At 71.6% G+C, this 19113-nt stretch carries 21 protein-coding genes; 14 read left to right on the top strand and 7 right to left on the bottom strand.

Going from position 1 to position 19113, the window contains the following annotated elements; genetic code table 11:
* Positions 1–11: 11 nt before the first annotated feature.
* Both OG514_RS17900 and OG514_RS17895 read right to left on the bottom strand, forming a co-directional pair.
* Entirely contained in the window at positions 12–644 is a 633-nt protein-coding gene (locus tag OG514_RS17900) for a class F sortase (RefSeq protein WP_266895845.1), read from the bottom strand.
* 127 nt (positions 645–771) lie between these two features.
* The gene (locus OG514_RS17895; protein WP_266895843.1) at positions 772–2073 is read right to left on the bottom strand and encodes a hypothetical protein; all 1302 of its coding nucleotides are present in this window, start codon (positions 2071–2073) and stop codon (positions 772–774) included.
* 273 nt (positions 2074–2346) lie between these two features.
* On the opposite strand from OG514_RS17895, the gene deoC reads away from it, so the two are divergent.
* Genes deoC through OG514_RS17880 form a run of 3 tightly spaced genes read left to right on the top strand, consistent with a single transcriptional unit; the run spans position 2347 to position 5634 of the window.
* The gene (deoC, locus tag OG514_RS17890) at positions 2347–3306 is read left to right on the top strand and encodes a deoxyribose-phosphate aldolase (RefSeq protein WP_266895841.1); all 960 of its coding nucleotides are present in this window, start codon (positions 2347–2349) and stop codon (positions 3304–3306) included.
* Positions 3307–3311: 5 nt separating this feature from the next.
* A complete protein-coding gene (locus OG514_RS17885; RefSeq protein ID WP_266895839.1) occupies positions 3312–4748 on the top strand; it encodes an aldehyde dehydrogenase family protein in 1437 nt (478 codons plus the stop codon).
* Positions 4741–5634: an aldehyde dehydrogenase gene (locus tag OG514_RS17880; protein WP_266895837.1), complete on the top strand. Its 894-nt coding sequence runs from the start codon at positions 4741–4743 to the stop codon at positions 5632–5634. The genes OG514_RS17885 and OG514_RS17880 overlap by 8 nt, the downstream gene beginning before the upstream one ends.
* Positions 5635–5676: 42 nt before the next feature.
* Here the strand turns inward: OG514_RS17880 and OG514_RS17875 are convergent, their stop codons facing one another.
* Complete coding sequence (locus OG514_RS17875) at positions 5677–6411, bottom strand: TetR/AcrR family transcriptional regulator (RefSeq protein WP_266895835.1); 735 nt, start codon at positions 6409–6411, stop codon at positions 5677–5679.
* Between the two features lie 114 nt (positions 6412–6525).
* Here OG514_RS17875 and OG514_RS17870 point away from each other — a divergent pair, with 114 nt between their 5' ends.
* Both OG514_RS17870 and OG514_RS17865 read left to right on the top strand, forming a co-directional pair.
* Positions 6526–7116: an NADPH-dependent FMN reductase gene (locus OG514_RS17870; protein ID WP_266895834.1), complete on the top strand. Its 591-nt coding sequence runs from the start codon at positions 6526–6528 to the stop codon at positions 7114–7116.
* Positions 7117–7119: 3 nt separating this feature from the next.
* Positions 7120–8718 (top strand): MDR family MFS transporter, encoded by a 1599-nt coding sequence (locus OG514_RS17865; protein ID WP_266895832.1) that lies wholly within the window; start codon positions 7120–7122, stop codon positions 8716–8718.
* Here OG514_RS17865 and OG514_RS17860 read toward each other — a convergent pair.
* The gene (locus tag OG514_RS17860) at positions 8651–9049 is read right to left on the bottom strand and encodes a hypothetical protein (protein WP_266895830.1); all 399 of its coding nucleotides are present in this window, start codon (positions 9047–9049) and stop codon (positions 8651–8653) included. The genes OG514_RS17865 and OG514_RS17860 overlap by 68 nt on opposite strands.
* A 52-nt stretch (positions 9050–9101) precedes the next feature.
* Between OG514_RS17860 and OG514_RS17855 the strand changes: the two genes are divergently transcribed.
* The gene (locus OG514_RS17855) at positions 9102–9791 is read left to right on the top strand and encodes a uridine kinase (protein WP_266895828.1); all 690 of its coding nucleotides are present in this window, start codon (positions 9102–9104) and stop codon (positions 9789–9791) included.
* A 187-nt stretch (positions 9792–9978) separates the two neighbouring features.
* Here OG514_RS17855 and OG514_RS17850 read toward each other — a convergent pair whose 3' ends face one another.
* Positions 9979–10698, bottom strand: a complete 720-nt coding sequence (locus OG514_RS17850) for a SigE family RNA polymerase sigma factor (RefSeq protein ID WP_030318346.1) — start codon at positions 10696–10698, stop codon at positions 9979–9981.
* 170 nt (positions 10699–10868) lie between these two features.
* Here OG514_RS17850 and afsQ1 point away from each other — a divergent pair, with 170 nt between their 5' ends.
* From afsQ1 to OG514_RS17825, 5 genes are all read left to right on the top strand, one after another.
* Positions 10869–11546, top strand: coding sequence for a two-component system response regulator AfsQ1 (gene afsQ1 / locus OG514_RS17845; protein ID WP_017239746.1), 678 nt, complete (start codon positions 10869–10871; stop codon positions 11544–11546).
* Positions 11543–13072, top strand: a complete 1530-nt coding sequence (locus OG514_RS17840) for a HAMP domain-containing sensor histidine kinase (protein ID WP_266895820.1) — start codon at positions 11543–11545, stop codon at positions 13070–13072. Before afsQ1 ends, OG514_RS17840 begins: the two co-directional genes overlap by 4 nt.
* Entirely contained in the window at positions 13069–13680 is a 612-nt protein-coding gene (locus OG514_RS17835) for a hypothetical protein (RefSeq protein ID WP_266895791.1), read from the top strand. The genes OG514_RS17840 and OG514_RS17835 overlap by 4 nt, the downstream gene beginning before the upstream one ends.
* Positions 13681–13760: 80 nt before the next feature.
* The gene (locus tag OG514_RS17830; protein ID WP_266895789.1) at positions 13761–14342 is read left to right on the top strand and encodes a VanZ family protein; all 582 of its coding nucleotides are present in this window, start codon (positions 13761–13763) and stop codon (positions 14340–14342) included.
* 89 nt (positions 14343–14431) lie between these two features.
* The gene (locus OG514_RS17825; RefSeq protein WP_055600943.1) at positions 14432–14632 is read left to right on the top strand and encodes a PspC domain-containing protein; all 201 of its coding nucleotides are present in this window, start codon (positions 14432–14434) and stop codon (positions 14630–14632) included.
* Between the two features lie 83 nt (positions 14633–14715).
* Here the strand turns inward: OG514_RS17825 and OG514_RS17820 are convergent, their stop codons facing one another.
* Positions 14716–15096: a hypothetical protein gene (locus OG514_RS17820; RefSeq protein WP_266895784.1), complete on the bottom strand. Its 381-nt coding sequence runs from the start codon at positions 15094–15096 to the stop codon at positions 14716–14718.
* 173 nt (positions 15097–15269) lie between these two features.
* Entirely contained in the window at positions 15270–16424 is a 1155-nt protein-coding gene (locus OG514_RS17815; protein ID WP_266895782.1) for an adenosine deaminase, read from the bottom strand.
* A 314-nt stretch (positions 16425–16738) separates the two neighbouring features.
* Between OG514_RS17815 and OG514_RS17810 the strand changes: the two genes are divergently transcribed.
* From OG514_RS17810 to OG514_RS17800, 3 genes are all read left to right on the top strand, one after another.
* Entirely contained in the window at positions 16739–17065 is a 327-nt protein-coding gene (locus tag OG514_RS17810; RefSeq protein ID WP_266895780.1) for a hypothetical protein, read from the top strand.
* Positions 17066–17286: 221 nt separating this feature from the next.
* Positions 17287–18060: a GNAT family N-acetyltransferase gene (locus OG514_RS17805; RefSeq protein ID WP_266895778.1), complete on the top strand. Its 774-nt coding sequence runs from the start codon at positions 17287–17289 to the stop codon at positions 18058–18060.
* Between the two features lie 4 nt (positions 18061–18064).
* Positions 18065–19108 (top strand): S66 peptidase family protein, encoded by a 1044-nt coding sequence (locus OG514_RS17800; RefSeq protein ID WP_266895776.1) that lies wholly within the window; start codon positions 18065–18067, stop codon positions 19106–19108.
* Positions 19109–19113 lie beyond the last annotated feature (5 nt).

Here is a 19113-nt window from a genome sequence, read left to right as displayed (position 1 = left end):
CGGGTGGGGGCTCAGGCGGCCCGCGTGGCCACGAGATCCGCGTACAGAATGATGTTGTCGGGGCGGTGGCCGTCGACCAGCTCGCCGCCGCAGGTGACGAGGCGCAGCTCGGGGCGCTGCGTGTCGCCGTACACCCTGGCCGTCGGGAAGGTGTCCTTGTCGACCTGCTCCAGTTCCCTGACCCGGAAGACCGCGGTGGTGCCGTCGGCCCGGGTCACGGTGATCTCGTCGCCGACCCGGACCTTGGAGACGTTCTTCAGTACGGCGGGGCCGCGGGCGGTGTCGAAGTGCCCGATGAGGACGGCGGGGCCGGTCTGCCCGGGCGTGACGCCCTTGTCGTACCAGCCGATGCGGTCGGCGTCCTCGACCGAGGGCACCTCGACGGTGCCGTCCGGGTGGAGCCCGAGGCTCAGGATCGGGCCGGCGTCGACCCCGGCGGAGGGCAGCTGGACCCGTACGGGCAGGGAACGGCCCAGCGGGCTGACCGGGGCGGCGCTCGCGGCCGGCGCGGGGGCGGTGGCTTCGGCGACCCGGGCGGGGTGGGTGGCGGCGGGCGCGGGGTCGGCCCCGGCGGAGCAGCCGCTGAGCGCGACCAGGGCGAGGAGGACGGCAGCGGTACGGACACGGGCGCGGCGACGGTTCACGGCAGGGCTCCGGGCGGACGGGCGGGCGGGGGACGGGGGTGTGGCCGGCCGCCGCGCGGGACGCGGCGACCGGCCTGGGGTGTGCTCCCGCTCGGGTCAAGGGGCGGGGAACGGGTGGGGCGAGGGGTCAGGCGCGGGAGCCGGCGGCGCGGCGGCGCAGGACCATGAAGCCGAGGCCCGCGGCGGCGAGGGAGGCCGCACCGGCGCCCGTCGCGTAGAGGGCCGTGGAGCTCGCGGGGCTCTCGGTGCCGAGCTCGGCGCCGGCCGCGACGCCGCCGCGCGGGACGACGGAGGTCTGACCGCCGGTGTCGACCGTGATGCCCGTGCTGCCGTTCGTGCCGGTGCCGGTGTTGCCGTTCGCGCCGGCCGCGCCCTTGACCGGGTTGAGCTTGCAGCCCTTCGGCATTGCCGGGAAGGCGTGCGTGGCGCCCTTGACCGTGCCGCCCTCGACCTTGGTGTAGAGCGTCGGCTTGGCGCCGAAGGGGTTGTCGATACGGGCGACGATGCCGGTGCTCTTCGGCAGCGAGGGGTACGTCCGGTCGAGCGCCCGGAAGGCCTGCTTGCCGCTGCCGATGTCACGGATGACGGCCTGCGGCCCGTTCGGGCTCATGGTGAGCTCGGCCTCGGCGCCGGCGCCGATGCCGACGGAGGTGTGGACGGTGCAGTCGTCGTCGCGGGTGACCGGCCGCGGGGCGGCCTGCCGGGCCGAGCCCGGGACGTAGGCGGCGAACCCGCCGTCCTTCTCCAGGACGACGACGGCGCCGTTGAAGTGGAAGACCTGGCGGTCCTCCTTCAGGTAGGCGAAGCCGGTGCCCTGGGTGCGCCACCGCAGCTCCTGGATGCCGTAGCGGCCGTCCTTCTTGGCGAGCTCCAGCATGGTGCCGTCGACGAGCTGGTACCGCCCGGGCTTGGCACCCGGGAGGTAGTTGCCGACCCAGCTCAGGGTGGTGCCGTCCGAGTTGAGGACGAAGAACTGGCCGTTGTCGTTGCCCGCGACCGACCAGTGGTCGGCGTCGAGCGTGCCGACGCGCCGTCCCTCGCGGTAGAGCTCGGCGCGGTGGTGGCCGTCGGCGACCTTGAAGATCTTGGCCCGGACGCCGTTCGGGAGGGTCAAGGTCCGGACGTAGGTGCCGGTCCCCTCGCCCGCCGCAGCCTCCGCCTTCGGCGCCTCGGTCGCCGGGGCCTCGGTCGCCGGGGCCGTGGTCGCCGGGGCCGTCTTCGGGGCCTCGGTCTTCGGCGCCTTGGTCGTCGGGGCATCCGCCTTCGCAGCCTCGGCACCGGTCTGGGTCGCCGTGACGGGCCGGGCCGCAGCCGGCTTGACGGTCGCCGGACCGTCGGCGGCGAAAGCGGCTCCGGCGGCGAGGGCCGGGGTGATCGCAACACCCGCGACGACGGCGGTGGCGATGGCGGTGCGAAGGGCGGTGCGCATAACGACTCCTGTGATTCAGGTAGGTAGGTGGCGTGAGTCGCATGCCGCTTTTTCTCGGTCCGACTGTTTCCGGTGAGGTCTGGCTGGCTGCTGATGAAAATCTATTGATCTTGTATGCGGGACCCGTCCGCTCCATGTCACGGCCGTGTGACAGGGGTCACGTCCCCCGTCGCGCGACGGCCACCACGCCGACCGACCCCTGTGACCTCGGGCTCTGCGAAGAGCCTCCCCTGTACAGGTCGCTACGCGCGTAGATATGCTCGACTGGTGACCATGCCCACCACTGCATCCGCAGCATCCGCATTCGCCGACGTGACCGCGTCCGACGGTGCGCTGCGCCGCTTCCTCCACGGGCTGCCCGGCGTCGACGCCGTCGGCCTGGAGGCGCGCGCCGCGTCCCTCGGCACCCGCTCGATCAAGACCACGTCCAAGGCGTACGCCATCGACCTGGCCATTTCCATGATCGACCTGACGACGCTCGAAGGCGCGGACACCCCGGGCAAGGTCCGGGCGCTCGCCGCCAAGGCCGTCCGTCCCGATCCGACCGACCGTACGACCCCGACGACCGCCGCCGTCTGTGTCTATCCCGACATGGTGGCCACCGCCAAGGCCACCCTCGCGGGCTCCGGCGTCAAGGTCGCCTCGGTCGCGACCGCCTTCCCGGCCGGCCGCGCCGCGCTCCCCGTGAAGCTCGCCGACACGGCGGACGCGATCGCCGCGGGCGCCGACGAGATCGACATGGTCATCGACCGTGGCGCTTTCCTCTCCGGCCGCTACCTGCAGGTCTTCGAGCAGATCGCCGCGATCAAGGCGGAGTGCGGCGACCGCGCCCGCCTCAAGGTGATCTTCGAGACCGGCGAGCTGTCCACGTACGACAACATCCGCCGTGCCTCCTGGCTCGGCATGATGGCCGGCGCGGACTTCATCAAGACCTCGACCGGCAAGGTCGCGGTCAACGCCACCCCGGCCAACACCCTGCTCATGCTGGAGGCGGTGCGCGACTTCCGCGCGCAGACCGGCGTCCAGATCGGTGTGAAGCCGGCCGGCGGCATCCGCAACACCAAGGAAGCCATCAAGTTCCTGGTTCTCGTCAACGAGACCGTGGGCGAGGACTGGCTGGACAACCACTGGTTCCGCTTCGGCGCTTCCAGCCTGCTCAACGACCTGCTGATGCAGCGCCAGAAGCTGGCGACCGGCCGTTACTCCGGCCCCGATTACGTGACGGTGGACTGATCAACATGGCATCTGCATTCGAGTACGCACCGGCGCCCGAGTCCCGGTCCGTCGTCGACATCGCCCCCAACTACGGCCTGTTCATCGACGGCGAGTTCGTCGAGGCCGCCGACGGCAAGGTCTTCAAGACCGTCTCGCCGTCCTCCGAGGAGGTCCTCTCCGAGATCGCCCAGGCGGGCGCCGAGGACGTCGACCGCGCGGTGAAGGCGGCCCGCAAGGCCTTCGAGAAGTGGTCGGCGCTGCCCGGCTCCGAGCGCGCCAAGTACCTCTTCCGCATCGCCCGGATCATCCAGGAGCGCAGCCGCGAGCTGGCCGTCCTGGAGACCCTGGACAACGGCAAGCCGATCAAGGAGACCCGCGACGCGGACCTCCCCCTGGTCGCCGCGCACTTCTTCTACTACGCGGGCTGGGCCGACAAGCTCGACCACGCGGGCTACGGGGCGAACCCGAAGCCGCTGGGCGTGGCCGGTCAGGTCATCCCGTGGAACTTCCCGCTGCTCATGCTGGCGTGGAAGATCGCCCCGGCCCTCGCGACCGGCAACACGGTCGTCCTGAAGCCGGCCGAGACGACCCCCCTGACCGCCCTGTTCTTCGCGGACATCTGCCGCCAGGCCGGGCTGCCGAAGGGCGTCGTCAACATCCTTCCCGGGTACGGGGAGACGGGCGCCGCGCTCGTCGCGCACCCGGACGTGAACAAGGTCGCCTTCACCGGTTCGACCGCCGTCGGCAAGGCCATCGCGCGTTCCATCGCCGGTACGGACAAGAAGGTCACCCTGGAGCTGGGCGGCAAGGGCGCGAACATCGTCTTCGACGACGCCCCCATCGACCAGGCCGTCGAGGGCATCGTCAACGGCATCTTCTTCAACCAGGGCCAGGTCTGCTGCGCGGGCTCACGCCTCCTCGTCCAGGAGTCGATCCAGGACGAGCTGCTCGACAGCCTGAAGCGCCGCCTCTCGTCGCTGCGTCTCGGCGACCCGCTGGACAAGAACACCGACATCGGCGCCATCAACTCCTCGGAGCAGCTGGCGCGGATCACCTCGCTGGTGGAGCAGGGCGAGGCGGAGGGCGCCGAGCGCTGGACCGCCGCCTGTGACATCCCCGAGGCCGGCTACTGGTTCGCCCCGACGCTCTTCACGAACGTCACGCAGGCGCACACGGTCGCCCGCGACGAGATCTTCGGCCCAGTCCTGTCGGTGCTGACCTTCCGTACGCCCGACGAGGCCGTCGCGAAGGCCAACAACAGCCAGTACGGCCTGTCGGCCGGCATCTGGTCGGAGAAGGGCTCCCGCATCCTCGCGGTCGCCGGCAAGCTCCGCGCCGGTGTCGTCTGGGCCAACACGTTCAACAAGTTCGACCCGACCTCGCCGTTCGGCGGATACAAGGAGTCGGGCTTCGGCCGCGAGGGCGGCCGTCACGGTCTGGAGGCCTACCTCGATGTCTGATCAGACCCGCCTGAACGTCTTCAAGACCTACAAGCTGTACGTCGGGGGCAAGTTCCCCCGCTCCGAGAGCGGCCGGGTGTACGAGGTGACGGACTCCAAGGGCAAGTGGCTGGCGAACGCCCCCCTGTCCTCCCGCAAGGACGCCCGTGACGCGGTCGTCGCGGCCCGCAAGGCCTTCGGCGGCTGGGCCGGCGCCACCGCGTACAACCGCGGCCAGATCCTCTACCGCGTCGCCGAGATACTGGAGGGCCGCCGGGACCAGTTCGTCCGCGAGGTCGCCGAGGCGGAAGGCCTGTCGAAGTCGAAGGCGGCCGTCGTCGTCGACGCGGCGATCGACCGCTGGGTCTGGTACGCGGGCTGGACGGACAAGATCGCCCAGGTCGTGGGCGGTGCGAACCCGGTCGCAGGACCGTACTTCAACCTGTCCACGCCCGAGCCGACCGGTGTCGTCACCGTCATCGCGCCCCAGGACTCGTCCTTCCTCGGCCTGGTCTCGGTGATCGCCCCGGTGATCGCGACGGGCAACACCGCCGTCGTCATCGCGAGCGAGAAGTACCCGCTCCCGGCGCTCTCCCTCGGCGAGGTCCTGGCCACCTCCGACCTCCCCGGCGGCGTCGTCAACATCCTCTCCGGCAAGGCCTCGGAGATGGGCCCGCACCTGGCGGCCCACCAGGACGTCAACGCGATCGACCTGACGGGCGCGACCGAGGGCGACCTCGCCCGCGACCTGGAGATCGCGGCGGCGGACAACCTGAAGCGCGTCCTGCGCCCGCGTACCGAGGACTTCGCCGAGTCCCCGGGCACGGACCGCATGACCGCCTTCCTGGAGACGAAGACGGTCTGGCACCCGACGGGCAGCCTGGGCGCCTCCGGCTCCTCGTACTAGTCCCATGACGAAAGGCCCCCGGGTGATCCCGGGGGCCTTTCGTCATTCCTGCCCGCGTGCCACGAGCCCCGCCACGCCGTCGAGCACGCAGTCGAGCCCCGTCTCGAACTGCCACTCCGCGTCGTCCTTGCGGGCGGCCCCGAGCGCGTACCGCCGATACGTCGGATAGCGCCCGGTGCCGAGCAGGTACGACATCTTCGGCGCGAGCGCCCGGCGGGTGTCGTCGCCGCTGGTCCAGCCCTGCTCCTCCATGTGCCGGCGCAGGACGGCCTCCGACTGCGTGGCCCCCTGGACGTACGACATGACCGCGCGGAAGGCCGCCATCATCGTGTCCGGGTCGAGCCCGAGGCCGTCGAGGGAGGCCAGCTGCCGTTCGGCGGCCGCCATCCGGTGCGGGGTGAGGGCGAAGAGCGGCGTCGGCATGTGGGCGAGCCACGGGTGGCGCAGCACCATCGTGCGGGTCCGTACCGCGTAGGTCCGCAGGGTCGCGCGCCAGCCGGTGGTCTCCCCGGCCGGTTCCAGCTCGGCCGACACCTGGTCGACCATGAGCTCCCAGAGCTCGTCCTTGCCCTTGACGTGTCGGTACGCGGCCATGGGCGCCACACCCAGCTCGGTGGCGACGCGCCGCATGGTGACGGCGGCGAAGCCCTCCCGGTCGGCGATGTCGATCGCGACGGCCGCGATCCGTGCCGCACTGAGGGACGCCCGCGGTGCCGCCGCGGGCCTCTCCAGGCGCTCCCACAGCGAGACGCCGTCCGTCTCTTCCTTCTTCGCCACTCGGGCCTCCTTCTCTCGTGTACAGCGTATGCCCTGTGGACGCCGTACACATCGACGTGTACGTTGTACACCCAAAGGTATACGACGTACACATCACCGTTCCAGGGGGAACCCATGACCGCTCCGCTCCACGTCGCCGTGATCCAGGGCTCGACCCGCGACGGCCGCCTCGGCCCCGTCGTCGCGAACTGGCTGCTCACCCACACCGCCGACCGCCCGGATCTGACCACCGATCTGATCGACCTCGCCGAGACCCCGCTGCCGACCGTCTTCCCCCACCTCGGCCAGGCGCCCGAGCGCGCCGAGGACCGTGCCCTGCTCGCCGCCGTGTCACCGCGCCTGGCCGCCGCCGACGCGTTCGTCGTGGTGACCCCCGAGTACAACCACAGCTACCCGGCCTCCCTGAAGAACGCGATCGACTGGCACAACAGGGAATGGCACGCCAAGCCCGTCGGCTTCGTCGCCTACGGCGGCTTCTCCGCCGGCCTGCGCGCCGTCGAGCACCTGCGCGGCGTCTTCGCCGAACTGCACGCCGTCACCATTCGCGAGACGGTCGGACTCCAGGGCGTATGGGGGCAGTTCGACGAGAACGGCCAGGCCGTCGACCCCGCCACAGACACCGCGGCCAAGGCGATGATCGACCAACTCACCTGGTGGGGCGAGGTACTTCGCGACGCGCGCGCCAACAAGCCCTATGCGGCCTGAGTCATGACGACACCTCAGGAGACGCGCATTCCCTACCTTGGAATCACCGGCCTCATGCTCGGCATCGTCCTCGCAACGCTCGACGGCACGATCGTCGGCACCGCGCTGCCCACCATCGCGGGCGAACTCGGCGGCCTCGACCGGCTGTCCTGGGTCGTCACCGCCTATCTCCTCACCGCCGCCGTCGCCACCCCGCTCTGGGGCAAGGTCGGCGACCTGTACGGACGCAAGGGCAGCTTCCTCTCCGCCGTCGGCGTCTTCCTCGCCGGTTCCGTACTCTCCGGCCTCGCCCAGACCATGGGCCAGCTCATCGCCTTCCGCGCCCTCCAGGGCATCGGCGCCGGCGGCCTGATGGTCGGCGCCTTCGCGCTCATGGGCACCCTGGTGACCCCGAAGGACAGCGCCCGGGTCCAGGGGATCACCGGGGCCATGCTGCCGGTGGCCTTCGCCGGCGGCCCGCTCCTCGGCGGCCTCCTCACCGACCACCTGAACTGGCGCTGGGCCTTCTACGTCAACCTGCCCGTCGGCCTCGCCGCCCTGCTGATCGTCGCGCTCACCCTCCGCGTACGGACTCCACGCGTCCGAGCCCGCGTCGACTGGGCGGGAGCCCTCCTGCTCACCACCGGGGTCCTCTCGCTCACCCTGCTCGCCGGCTGGGCCGGTACCGCCCACTCCTGGACCTCACCGCGGATCCTGGCCCTGGGCGCGATCGCGGCCGCGGCCCTCGCCTGGTTCGTCCGGGTCGAGCGGCGGGCCGAGGAGCCCGTGATCCCGCCCCGGCTGTTCCGGGGCCGCAACTTCACGATCGCGCAGATCCTGAGCTTCCTGGTCGGCGCGGGCATGATCGCCGCCCTGAACTATCTTCCGCAGTACCTGCAGTTCGTCCGCGGGCAGTCCTCCACGGCGAGCGGACTGCTGCTGCTCCCGCTGATGCTCGCCATGGTCGCCGCGCAGCTGACCTCGGGCCGGATCATCGCCCGTACCGGCCGCTACCGGACGTACCCGATCCTCGGCGGCGCATTGATGACGGCGGGCGCGCTCGCCCTGCTGCTGCTCGACGTGGACACCCCCGTCGCCGTCGCCTCCGGACTCACCGTGATCGTCGGCGCGGGCATGGGCTTCCTCATGCAGGCCACACTGCTCGTCACCATGTACGGCGCCGAGCGGCGTGACATGGGCGCGGCGAGCGGCACCGTCACGCTCGTGCGGACGCTCGGCGGCTCGCTCGGCGTGGCCGTCCTCGGCGCGGTGTTCACCGCCCGCCTCGGCGGGACGGACACCCGCCTGACCCCGGCGCAGGCCCTGCGGCTGCCGGAGCCGGCCCGCGAGGGTCTGGGAGCGGCGGTGACGAACGGGGTGCACGGGGTCCTGCTCGGCACGGCGCTGCTCGCCGCCGTGGCCTTCGCCGTGGCCTGGCTCGTACGGGAGGTCCCGCTGCGGACCGGAACCGGACCCGCCGAAACGGGACCGGCCGAGACGGGCGGCGGGGAAACCGGTGACGGGGACGAGACCGTGTCCTCCCGGGCCGGCTCCGCTACGGAAGCAGCCCCTGCGTCAGCGGCCCGGCCACCGGCAGATCGGCCACTGCCCCACCCTTCGTGAGGTGGTCGGTCACCAGGTCGGTGCCCACCGGCTTGAAGTCGGAGACCTGGGTGCCGAGGCCGTTGTCGAGCGGGTCGACGCCGGTGTTGGCCAGCGGGTCGAGCTGGAGCCGGGTCAGCGGCCCCAGGCCCTGGGTGACGCCGGACAGCGCGCCCGCGCCGGCCGCTCCGGCGTCCGTCCTGGTCAGCGAGTCGACGGGCAGCGGCACCGGGGCGGCGGCCTGGGCCGCGGCACCCGCGCCGAGCATCGCCGCACCCGCCGCCGTGACCGTGAGACCGGCCTTGAGCAGGGCGCTGCGGCGGGGGTTGCGGGGTTCTGCGTGACGCGCCATGGCGATCCTTCCGAGGGGTGAGCAAGCGGACACCGACAGTAGTTGAGGTGTGATGCTCGATACCAACGGGCTTCCTCGGGGGTCCCCTGCACGGGGGAATGGTTCACACTGGTGTCCCGTGAGTTCCCTACCGATTCCGACCCGTGTCGTCCTGCTCGCGGGCCCCTCCGGCTCCGGCAAGTCGTCCCTCGCCGCCGTCACCGGCCTCCCGGTCCTGCGCCTCGACGACTTCTACAAGGAGGCCGACGACCCGACCCTCCCCCTCGTGGAGGGCAGCACGGACATCGACTGGGACTCCCCACTGTCCTGGGACGCGGACGCCGCCGTCTCCGCCATCGTCGAGCTGTGCCGTACGGGACGGACCGACGTCCCCGTGTACGACCTCGCCACCAGCTCCCGGGTGGACCGTGAGCGGCTCGACATCGAGCGGACGCCGCTGTTCGTCGCGGAGGGGATCTTCGCGGCCGAGATCGTGTCCCGCTGCCGTGAGCTCGACGTCCTCGCCGACGCGCTCTGCCTGCGCGGCCGTCCCTCGACGACGTTCCGCCGCCGGCTCGCCCGTGACCTGCGCGAGGGACGCAAGTCGGTGCCGTTCCTGCTCCGCCGCGGCTGGCGCCTGATGCGCGCGGAACGGGCGATCGTCGCCCGCCAGGCGGAACTGGGCGCCCACCCCTGCGCCAAACCGGAAGCCCTGGGCCGCCTGGCCGCCGCGGCGGCGGGCCGCCACCGCACCCCGGTCTAGGCGCCCCCACCGCGCCCCGCAGGCCGTTCACCCCGGGCGCCCAGCACGCACAACACGGCGAGGGTCGTACAAGCCCCCCAGCTTGTACGACCCTCGCCGCCTTCCCGTACCCCCGTACGGTTCCCCCGTGCTCCCCCCGCAGGCCCCGTTTTCCCCCGTGGGCCCCGTGGGTCTATCCCCCCGGCCTTCAGGCCACCAGCTCGCCGAAGGACTCCTCCTCGTCACGGCCGAAGCTGAGCACCTCGTCCTCGCGCAGTCGCCGCAGCGACCGCCAGATGCTCGACTTCACCGTGCCGACACTGATGTCCAGGATCTCCGCGATCTCCGGATCGGTCCGACCCTCGTAGTAGCGCAGCACCAGCATCGTCCGCTGGAGCTCGGGCAGCCGGGCGAGGGCCTGCCACAGCACCGCGCGCAGCTCCGTGCCGCGCATCGCGTCCGTCTCGCCCACCGTCTCCGGGAGCTCCTCGGTCGGGTACTCGTTGAGCTTGCGCCGGCGCCAGGCGCTGATGTGCAGGTTGGTCATGGTGCGGCGGAGGTATCCGCCGACCGCGGCCTTGTCGCTGATCCGCTCCCAGGCGCGGTACGTGGAGAACAGCGCGCTCTGGAGCAGGTCCTCGGCCTCGAACCGGTCACCGGTGAGGTGGTAGGCGGTGGCGTACAGGGAGGCACGACGCTCCTGGACGTAAGCCGTGAACTCGGCTTCCGAACAGTTGCGCTCCCCCGTGACCTCCCCGTACGCCGCTCCCCCGTCAGCAATGGCGACCATGTACGGCGCCTTGCGCTGACGCCCGACGCTGCGAACGCACCCCCGCCCGTTCACCGCGCCGGACTTCTCCGTGCTCCGAACGACGTCGTGGAGACGCGTGACTACTGCGCTTGAGGTGGTGCTGTGCAGTGCGTTCATTTGGCGCCCCCCGTCGGTTGGAGTGTGTTTCGGTCCGTGTGCAATGAAGCTTGCCCACCGGACTTCATGGCGTTGTCCGCCGACTGTCACAGGCGTGTCACAGGGCCCCGGGCAGAAGCGCGCCTCCCAGCGGTCGAACTCGGACGGCCCAATGCGACAGAATGTGGCCTGTGCCTTTTCTGTTGCTGATCGAGGACGACGACGCCATCCGCACGGCCCTCGAACTCTCCCTGTCACGGCAGGGCCACCGGGTGGCCACCGCCGCGACGGGTGAGGACGGCCTCCAGCTGCTGCGCGAGCAGCGGCCGGACCTGGTCGTGCTCGACGTCATGCTGCCCGGTATCGACGGCTTCGAGGTCTGTCGGCGCATCCGCCGCACGGACCAGTTGCCGATCATCCTGCTGACCGCGCGCAGCGACGACATCGACGTGGTCGTGGGCCTGGAGTCCGGGGCCGACGACTATGTCGTCAAGCCGGTGCAGGGCCGCGTCCTCGACGCCAGGATCCGGGCCGTACTACGGCGCGGTGAGCGGGAGTCGACGGACTCGGCGACCTACGGCTCGCTCGTGATCGACCGCTCCGCCATGACGGTCACGAAGAACGGCGAGGACCTCCAGCTCACCCCGACCGAGCTGCGGCTTCTCCTGGAGCTGAGCCGCCGGCCCGGACAGGCGCTCTCCCGGCAGCAGTTGCTGCGGCTCGTGTGGGAGCACGACTACCTGGGCGACTCGCGGCTCGTCGACGCCTGTGTGCAGCGGCTGCGCGCCAAGGTGGAGGACGTGCCGTCCTCGCCGACGCTCATCCGTACCGTGCGCGGGGTCGGGTACCGGCTGGACGTCCCTGCGTGAGCAAAGGGATCGTCACGCGGCTGCGCCTCTCCAGCCTGCGACTGCGTCTTGTCGTCGTCTTCGCCCTCGTCGCGCTCACCGCGGCAGTCTCCGCGTCCGGCATCGCGTACTGGCTGAACCGTGAGGCGGTGCTGACCCGTACCCAGGACGGGGCGCTCAACGACTTCCGGCAGGAGATGCAGAACCGGGCGGCGACGCTGCCGCTGCGGCCCACCCAGGAGGATCTGAGCCGGACCGCCGAGCTGATGGCGACCGGCAGCGCCAACTACCAGGTGCTCCTGCTGGGCGAGCGGGCGGCGGGCAAGCCGATCGTCGGGGCCTCGGACCCGGACGACTTCACTCTGGCCGACGTGCCGCGCTCGCTGATGGTCGCGGTGGACACCGAGCGCCCGGTGACGGAGGCCAACCCGTATCCGTACCACCTGTTCTGGCAGCGTACGGAGCGGAACGGGACGCCGTACCTGGTCGGCGGGACGCGGATCGACGGCGGCGGGCCCGCCGGTTACATGTTCAAGTCGCTCGCCGCGGAGAAGGCCGATCTGAACTCGCTCGCCTGGTCGCTCGGCATCGCCACCGCGCTCGCGGTGGCGGGCTCCGTGCTGCTCGCGCAGGTCGCGGCGACGACCGTGCTGCGTCCGGTGCACCGGCTCGGCGAGGCGGCCAAGCAGCTCGGCGAGGGCAAGCTCGACACCCGGCTGCGGGTCACCGGCGCCGACGAACTGGCCGATCTCACCCGTACGTTCAACAGTGCGGCCGAGTCCCTGCAGAAGAAGGTCGCGGACATGAGCGCCCGGGAGGAGTCCTCCCGGCGGTTCGTCGCCGACATGTCGCACGAGCTGCGGACCCCGCTGACCGCCCTCACGGCCGTCACGGAGGTCCTGGAGGACGAGCAGGACTCCCTCGACCCGATGATCGCCCCGGCAGTGGCGCTCGTGGTCAGCGAGACCCACCGCCTCAACAACCTGGTGGAGAACCTGATGGAGGTGACCCGCTTCGACGCGGGCACCGCCCGGCTCGTCCTCGACGAGGTGGACATCGCCGACCAGATCACCGCGTGCATCGACGCGCGCGCGTGGCTCGACGCGGTCGACCTGGACGCCGAGCGCGGGATCGTGGCGCCGCTCGACCCGCGCCGGCTCGACGTGATCCTGGCGAACCTGATCGGGAACGCACTGAAGCACGGCGGTTCGCCGGTCCGGGTCTCGGTGCGTACGGAGGGCGACGAGCTGGTCATCGCGGTGCGCGACCACGGACCCGGCATCCCCGAAGAGGTCCTGCCGCACGTCTTCGACCGCTTCTACAAGGCGAGCGCGTCCCGGCCCCGGTCCGACGGCAGCGGACTCGGTCTGTCGATCGCCATGGAGAACGCGCTGATCCACGGCGGTTCGATCACCGCCGCGAACTCGACCGGCGAGGACGGGGTGGTGGACGGCGCGGTGTTCGTGCTGCGACTGCCCCTGGACGCGTCGGGCATCACGCGCGAGGTGCAGACCCGCAGCAGCCAGGGCGAGGTGGAGGAAGAGTGAAGCGCCGCACTGTGGGGCGTACGGCCGTGGTGGCCGGGCTCGTCGCGCTCACCGCGCTGGCCACCGGCTGCGGGATCAGGACCACGTCGGTCCCGGTGGACGCGGGCGCGGCCCCGTCCCGGGTCCCGTGCAGGGTGACCGAGGAGGGGACGACGGGGGCGGCGGTGCAGGGCGTGCCGGTCCGGGCGTTCCTGGTCTGCGGCTCGCAGCTGGAGGCGGTGGACCGGCGGTCGCCGCTGCCGGAGGAGAAGGCGGGCGGCGACCCGGTGCGCACGGCGCGGGGGCTGCTCGCGCAGCTGCTCGCCGAGCCTTCGGAGAGCGAGCAGCGGGCCGGTTTCACGACGGCGGTGCGCGGCCCGCTGGTGGTGACCGGCGGCCGCCGGGGCGACCCGGCGGACACCCTGCGGCTGAGCCGCCAGCCGGAGGACCTGGCGCCGACGGCCCTGTCGCAGCTGGTCTGCACGTTCGCGGCGAGCTCGGCGGGCGCGGGCGAGCAGACGGTCCTGCTCGGCGGCCCGGGCGCGTACGCCCCGAAGCGCTACCGCTGCACACCGGAACTCCGCGAACGCCCGGAATCAACCCCGCCGACGGCCCCGCCGCAGGGCTGACGCCCCGCCCCCCACGTTGTGGGGGGGGTCTGGTGCGGTTCGGCGGAACCGATTCCGCCGCTGGGGGCGTCTTGGGGGGCGTGCAGCGTCAAGGTTCGGGCGGCAGTGCCGCCGTGGTCGTCCGCGTGGCGGGGTTCGTCCTCGTCCTCGCGCATCTGCTGCTCGTCGCCTGGGTCAGCCTGCGCCCACGGGACGTGGCCTGGGTGACCGCGCCGAACACGGTCCCGCTGAACGGCCTCCGGGCCGATCTCGCCCTCGGTACCGTCGAGGCCGTCCGGCTGATCGGTGAGGGCCTGCTGCTCCTGGCCCCGCTCGGGATCCTGCTCCCGATGGCCGACGGCCGGCTCCATGTCTCCGGGTGGGCCTCGCTGGCCCGTACGACCGCGGCCGGGGCCCTGGTGTCACTCGCCGTGGAACTCCTGCAGACCGCGGTACCGGGTCAGGTCGTGGACGTGGACTCGGTCCTCCTGAACACCGCCGGGGTGGCGCTCGCCCATCTCCTCTTCGTCCCGGCCGGCCGCACCTGGCTGCGCCGCAGGTCGGACGTGGGACGGACGGAGTCCTCCCCTGGTACGGGACCGGGTCGGGGTTCCCCCCTGCTGCGGAACGAGGGGTCTCAGGGTGCGACCCCGACGATTACCAGGGTCCCGATCGCCCGGTAGACCGACGCCCCGGCCCCCCGCCCGGAGGCACCATGGAGTCATCGGGAGCCCGACGGAGCGGCTCCCGGACAACTCCGAAGGAGCCCACCATGGCCGCACTGACCCGCCCCCGTGACGGACGCGTGATCGGCGGAGTGTGCGCGGGTCTGGCCCGGCGCTTCGGCATCTCCGCGAACACGATGCGTCTGATCTTCCTGGTCTCGTGCCTGCTTCCCGGCCCGCAGTTCCTGATCTACATCGCCCTGTGGATCTTCATGCCGGACGAGCGGAAGGCCACCACCGCCTGGTGATGGACCCACGCCGAAGGGGCGCGTGCCCGGGAAACCGGGTGCGCGCCCCTTCGGCGTACGGAGAGCCGTGTACGGCGCCGGGGTCAGCCGAGCGGCAGGCCCTGCAGCGGCAGGCCCTGCAGCGGCAGACCGCCGAGCAGGCCGCCCAGCGGGGTGGCGCCGAGACCGCCGGCGGCGGCGTCGAGCGGGAGGCTCTGGGTGGCCTGTCCGGCGGCGGCCGGGAGGGTCTTCACACCCTGGTCGAGGCCCTGGCCGAGGGCGCCCTGACCGGCACCGAGGGACTCGGCGGCGCCGTCGGGGAGCTCGGTGAGGCCGTCACCCAGCGGCACGGTCTGGGTCACCAGGCCGAGCGCGTCGGGGGTGGCGGGCGCGACCGGGGCGGCGGAGGCCGTGCCGGCGGCGGCAGCGGCGAAAGCGGCACCGAGAGCGGCGACACCGAGCTTCTTGGCGGCAGACTGCTTCATCTGAAAATCTTCCTTGGGGAATCCGGGGGCTTCCGGGAAAGCCGGGCGGGGAAATCCTGGGAATGCAGAGCGGCTCTGCAACCTAACCAGTGATCGACCCGTCCGCAAACACCGGAAAGCGGCCGGGTGTCGCGCTTTCCCCGGCCGCTCGGCTCCCCTTGACGGGGTGGTGTTCAGCCCGCGATACGGGAAGACTCGCTGGTCGTGGCGGTCTGCTGGAACAGCCATTCGGACTTCAGCTCGGCATATCCGGGCTTGATGACCTCGTTGATCATGGCGAGGCGTTCATCGAAAGGAATGAACGCTGATTTCATCGCATTGACAGTGAACCACTGCATGTCATCGAGCGTGTAATCGAATGCTTCGGTCAGCAGCTCGAATTCCCGGCTCATGCTGGTCCCGCTCATGAGCCGGTTGTCGGTGTTGACCGTGGCCCGGAAGTGCAGCTTGCGGAGCAGACCGATGGGGTGCTCGGCGAACGAGGCCGCGGCGCCGGTCTGGAGGTTGGACGAGGGGCACATCTCCAGCGGGATGCGCTTGTCGCGGACGTAGGCGGCGAGCCGGCCGAGGGTCACCGAGCCGTCGTCGGCGACCTCGATGTCGTCGATGATCCGGACGCCGTGCCCGAGCCGGTCGGCCCCGCACCACTGGAGCGCCTGCCAGATGGAGGGCAGCCCGAAGGCCTCGCCCGCGTGGATCGTGAAGTGGTTGTTCTCCCGCTTGAGGTACTCGAAGGCGTCGAGGTGCCGGGTGGGCGGGTAGCCGGCCTCGGCGCCCGCGATGTCGAAGCCGACGACGCCGGTGTCCCGGTAGCGGTTGGCGAGTTCGGCGATCTCCAGGGCGCGGGCGGCGTGCCGCATGGCGGTGAGCAGGGCACCGACCCGGATGCGGTGACCGTTGGCCCTGGCCTGCCGCTCGCCCTCCCGGAAGCCCTCATTGACGGCCTCGACGACCTCTTCCAGGGTGAGGCCGGCCTCCAGGTGCTGCTCGGGGGCGTAGCGCACCTCCGCGTACACGACGCCGTCCTCGGCTAGGTCGACGGCGCACTCGGCGGCGACGCGGAAGAGGGCGTCACGGGTCTGCATGACGGCGCAGGTGTGCGCGAAGGTCTCCAGGTACCGCTCCAGGGATCCGGAGTCGGCGGCTTCGCGGAACCAGATGCCGAGCTTGTCGGGCTCCGTCTCGGGGAGCTGCTGATAGCCCTGCTCCCGGGCGAGTTCGATGATCGTGCCGGGGCGCAGTCCGCCGTCGAGGTGGTCGTGGAGCAGCACCTTCGGGGCACGGCGGATCTGGTCCGCGGTGGGGACGCTGGGGGTCTGGCTCGTCATTTCCGCATGCTAGCCCCTACGCGCGTAGAGCGCGCCCCGTGGCGCGGTGTCCGCTACCGATGTTCCCCCACCCGCAGGCGCTCTGATGCCACGTCACCAGCACGTCGAGGGAGAGGAGCCCGTGTTCGGACCCCATGGTCGGACCCCCCGTCCGGACTCGCGTTCAGACCCGCGTTCGGTCCTCCGCGTATACGATTTTTTGGGCTGTTGAGACGACACCGACCTCTCGGGATACGCCGGGTCCCGTCGGCTCGCGGTTACGTGGGGCGATCACGGCGGGAGCCGAAACCCGCCGGACCCAGAAAGGACGAGGCATGCGATACATGCGTGGCCTGCTCGTCGCACTCTCCGCGGGCGCCCTGTCGCTCGGCATGATCGGCACCTCGCAGGCCGACACCGACCAGTCGAACCAGAGCCTCGACCACAGCTGCCAGAACAGCACGTTCGGCTCCTGCACCCAGGAGGTGAACTACGCTCCGGAGATCCTGGGCGACCTCTCGCTCACCGGCCCGAACGGACTCCTCGGCCCGGCCGGTCTCCTCGGTCCGTCGGGGCTCCTCGGCCCGGCCGGTCTCCTCGGCCCCACCGGCACCAGTGGGACCACCGCCGCCAAGACCACCCTGCCCGCGCCCACCCGGTAGCGCGTCGGCGACTCCCCGCCGAACTGATCGCGGAAGCGGCGCCCCGTGACACACACGACCGCCGCCCAGGTCGACCGGTGGCCCGTGTGGCGGCCGTTCCCCCCGCCACACGGGCCACCCGGCCACAGTCCGATCGGCGCGGCTCCGACGCGGCGTCCGCCCCTGCCCTCGCAGGCGATAATCACCCGTCGCGTCGACCGGGTGACTCCTAGGCTGTCGGGATGACTTCCCGACCGACCGGCCCCGAACTGCCGCGTATCCACGCCGCCCTGTCCGCCTTCCACCGTCGTCAGGCCGCCCGGGTCGTCGAATTCCCCGGCGGCTTCGCCGCGCTCGACGACCGGTACACCCATTCCCGGGGCAACAACCACCTGCTGGTCGACGGATCGACCGACCCCGAGGCGCTGCCCGAGCGGGCCGAGGAACTGCTCGGCCATCTCGCGTACCGGCTCGTCTACATCGTCGACGACGAGGTCGCGGCCGCCTGCCGGGGTCCGCTGGAGCGGGCCGGTTACACCCACGCGGCCATTCACCTCATGCGGCACACCGGCCCGGTCCCGGCGCACGGCGGGGCTCGGCCGGTGGATCTGGACGAGCTGCGCGCGCCGGCCTCGGAGGCCTGGCACCGGTTCGTGCCGGGGATATCCGACGAGGAGGTCCACCACCTGGTGGAACGTCGGGCCGCCCGGCTCAGGGCCGCCGAGGACGTACGGTTCCTCGCCGTGTACACCGAGGACGGCGAGGTGGCGTCCTGGGCCGACCTGTACCTCGACCCGACGGCCGGGATCGCCCGCATCGAGGACCTGGTCACCGCCGAGAAGCACCTCGGGCAGGGCCACGCCGGACGGGTCATCGACACGGCACTGCACCTGGCGGCCGAGGCCGGCTGCGACCTCCGCTTCCTGAGCGCGAACAAGGCGAACTGGCCGCACCGCTGGTACGAACGAAAGGGCTTCGCCATCGTCGACACCGTCCACTGCTTCGAGCGGGTGTAGCCGCATGTCGACACCTGCGTACCCGCCCAAGCCGCGGCCCGGCGACAAGGTCGCCATCGTCTCCCCCTCGGGCGGCCTGCCGGGGATCTTCCCGCAGCCCTACGAGCTGGGGCTCGACCGGCTGCGGCAGGAGTTCGGTCTGATCCCGGTCGAGTACCCGACCACCCGCACCTGGGGCTCGACGCCCCGGGAGCGCGCCGCCGACCTGAACGCCGCGTTCGCCGACCCGGAGATCAAGGCCGTCATCGCGAGCATCGGTGGCGAGGACCAGATCACCGTGCTCCCGCATCTGGACCGGGAGTTGATCCGGGCCCACCCGAAGCCGTTCTTCGGGTACAGCGACAACACCAACCTCCTGCTCTTCCTGCGCAACCTCGGCGTCGTGAGCTATCACGGCGGCTCGGTGATGGTGGAGCTCGGCCGGCCCGGGGCACTCCACCCGCGGACGGCGGACTCGCTGCGGGCCGCTCTGCTCGGGTCCGGGCCGTACGAGCTGACGCCGTCGGAGGACGCCGGTGATGTCAACGGGCCGTGGGAGACGCCGGAGACCTTCGCGAGCGAACCGGCGATGGAGCCGGGCGAAGGCTGGTTCTGGCACAACGCCGACCGGGTCGTCACCGGAATCGGCTGGGGCGGCTGCCTGGAGATCCTGGCCTGGATGCTGATGGCCGACCGGGAGATCCGGCCGGTCGAGGAGTACGCCGGGCAGGTGCTCTTCCTGGAGACCTCCGAGGAGATGCCGGGCGCCGACGAGGTGTACCGGATCCTGCGGAACATGGGAGAGCGCGGGCTGCTGCGGCAGTTTCCGGCCGTCCTGGTGGCCCGGGCCAAGAGCTGGAGCTTCGGGCAGCCGCTGGAGGCACCGGCCCGGGCCGCGCACCGGAAGGCCCAACGCGAAGCGGTACTGCGGGCGTTGGGCGAGTACGCGCCCGAGACCATGGCGGTCTTCGGCGTGGACTTCGGGCACACCGACCCACAGCAGGTGATCCCCTGCGGTGGTTCGATCCGCGTCGACGGCCCCGCCCGACGCATCACCGTCAAGTACTGAACTCC

The organism is Streptomyces sp. NBC_00572, assembly GCF_026341815.1.
In the GTDB taxonomy this organism is placed as follows: domain Bacteria; phylum Actinomycetota; class Actinomycetes; order Streptomycetales; family Streptomycetaceae; genus Streptomyces.
This window is presented reverse-complemented; position numbering and strand designations above follow the sequence as displayed.

Coding starts and splice junctions, on each gene's coding strand:
- OG514_RS17895 (WP_266895843.1), bottom strand. CDS start 2,073: ATGCGCACCGCCCTTCGCACCGCCATCGCCACCGCCGTCGTCGCGGGT.
- deoC (WP_266895841.1), top strand. CDS start 2,347: ATGCCCACCACTGCATCCGCAGCATCCGCATTCGCCGACGTGACCGCG.
- OG514_RS17885 (WP_266895839.1), top strand. CDS start 3,312: ATGGCATCTGCATTCGAGTACGCACCGGCGCCCGAGTCCCGGTCCGTC.
- OG514_RS17880 (WP_266895837.1), top strand. CDS start 4,741: ATGTCTGATCAGACCCGCCTGAACGTCTTCAAGACCTACAAGCTGTAC.
- OG514_RS17870 (WP_266895834.1), top strand. CDS start 6,526: ATGACCGCTCCGCTCCACGTCGCCGTGATCCAGGGCTCGACCCGCGAC.
- OG514_RS17865 (WP_266895832.1), top strand. CDS start 7,120: ATGACGACACCTCAGGAGACGCGCATTCCCTACCTTGGAATCACCGGC.
- OG514_RS17860 (WP_266895830.1), bottom strand. CDS start 9,049: ATGGCGCGTCACGCAGAACCCCGCAACCCCCGCCGCAGCGCCCTGCTC.
- OG514_RS17855 (WP_266895828.1), top strand. CDS start 9,102: ATGCTCGATACCAACGGGCTTCCTCGGGGGTCCCCTGCACGGGGGAAT.
- OG514_RS17850 (WP_030318346.1), bottom strand. CDS start 10,698: ATGAACGCACTGCACAGCACCACCTCAAGCGCAGTAGTCACGCGTCTC.
- OG514_RS17825 (WP_055600943.1), top strand. CDS start 14,432: ATGGCCGCACTGACCCGCCCCCGTGACGGACGCGTGATCGGCGGAGTG.
- OG514_RS17820 (WP_266895784.1), bottom strand. CDS start 15,096: ATGAAGCAGTCTGCCGCCAAGAAGCTCGGTGTCGCCGCTCTCGGTGCC.
- OG514_RS17815 (WP_266895782.1), bottom strand. CDS start 16,424: ATGACGAGCCAGACCCCCAGCGTCCCCACCGCGGACCAGATCCGCCGT.
- OG514_RS17810 (WP_266895780.1), top strand. CDS start 16,739: ATGCGATACATGCGTGGCCTGCTCGTCGCACTCTCCGCGGGCGCCCTG.
- OG514_RS17805 (WP_266895778.1), top strand. CDS start 17,287: ATGACTTCCCGACCGACCGGCCCCGAACTGCCGCGTATCCACGCCGCC.
- OG514_RS17800 (WP_266895776.1), top strand. CDS start 18,065: ATGTCGACACCTGCGTACCCGCCCAAGCCGCGGCCCGGCGACAAGGTC.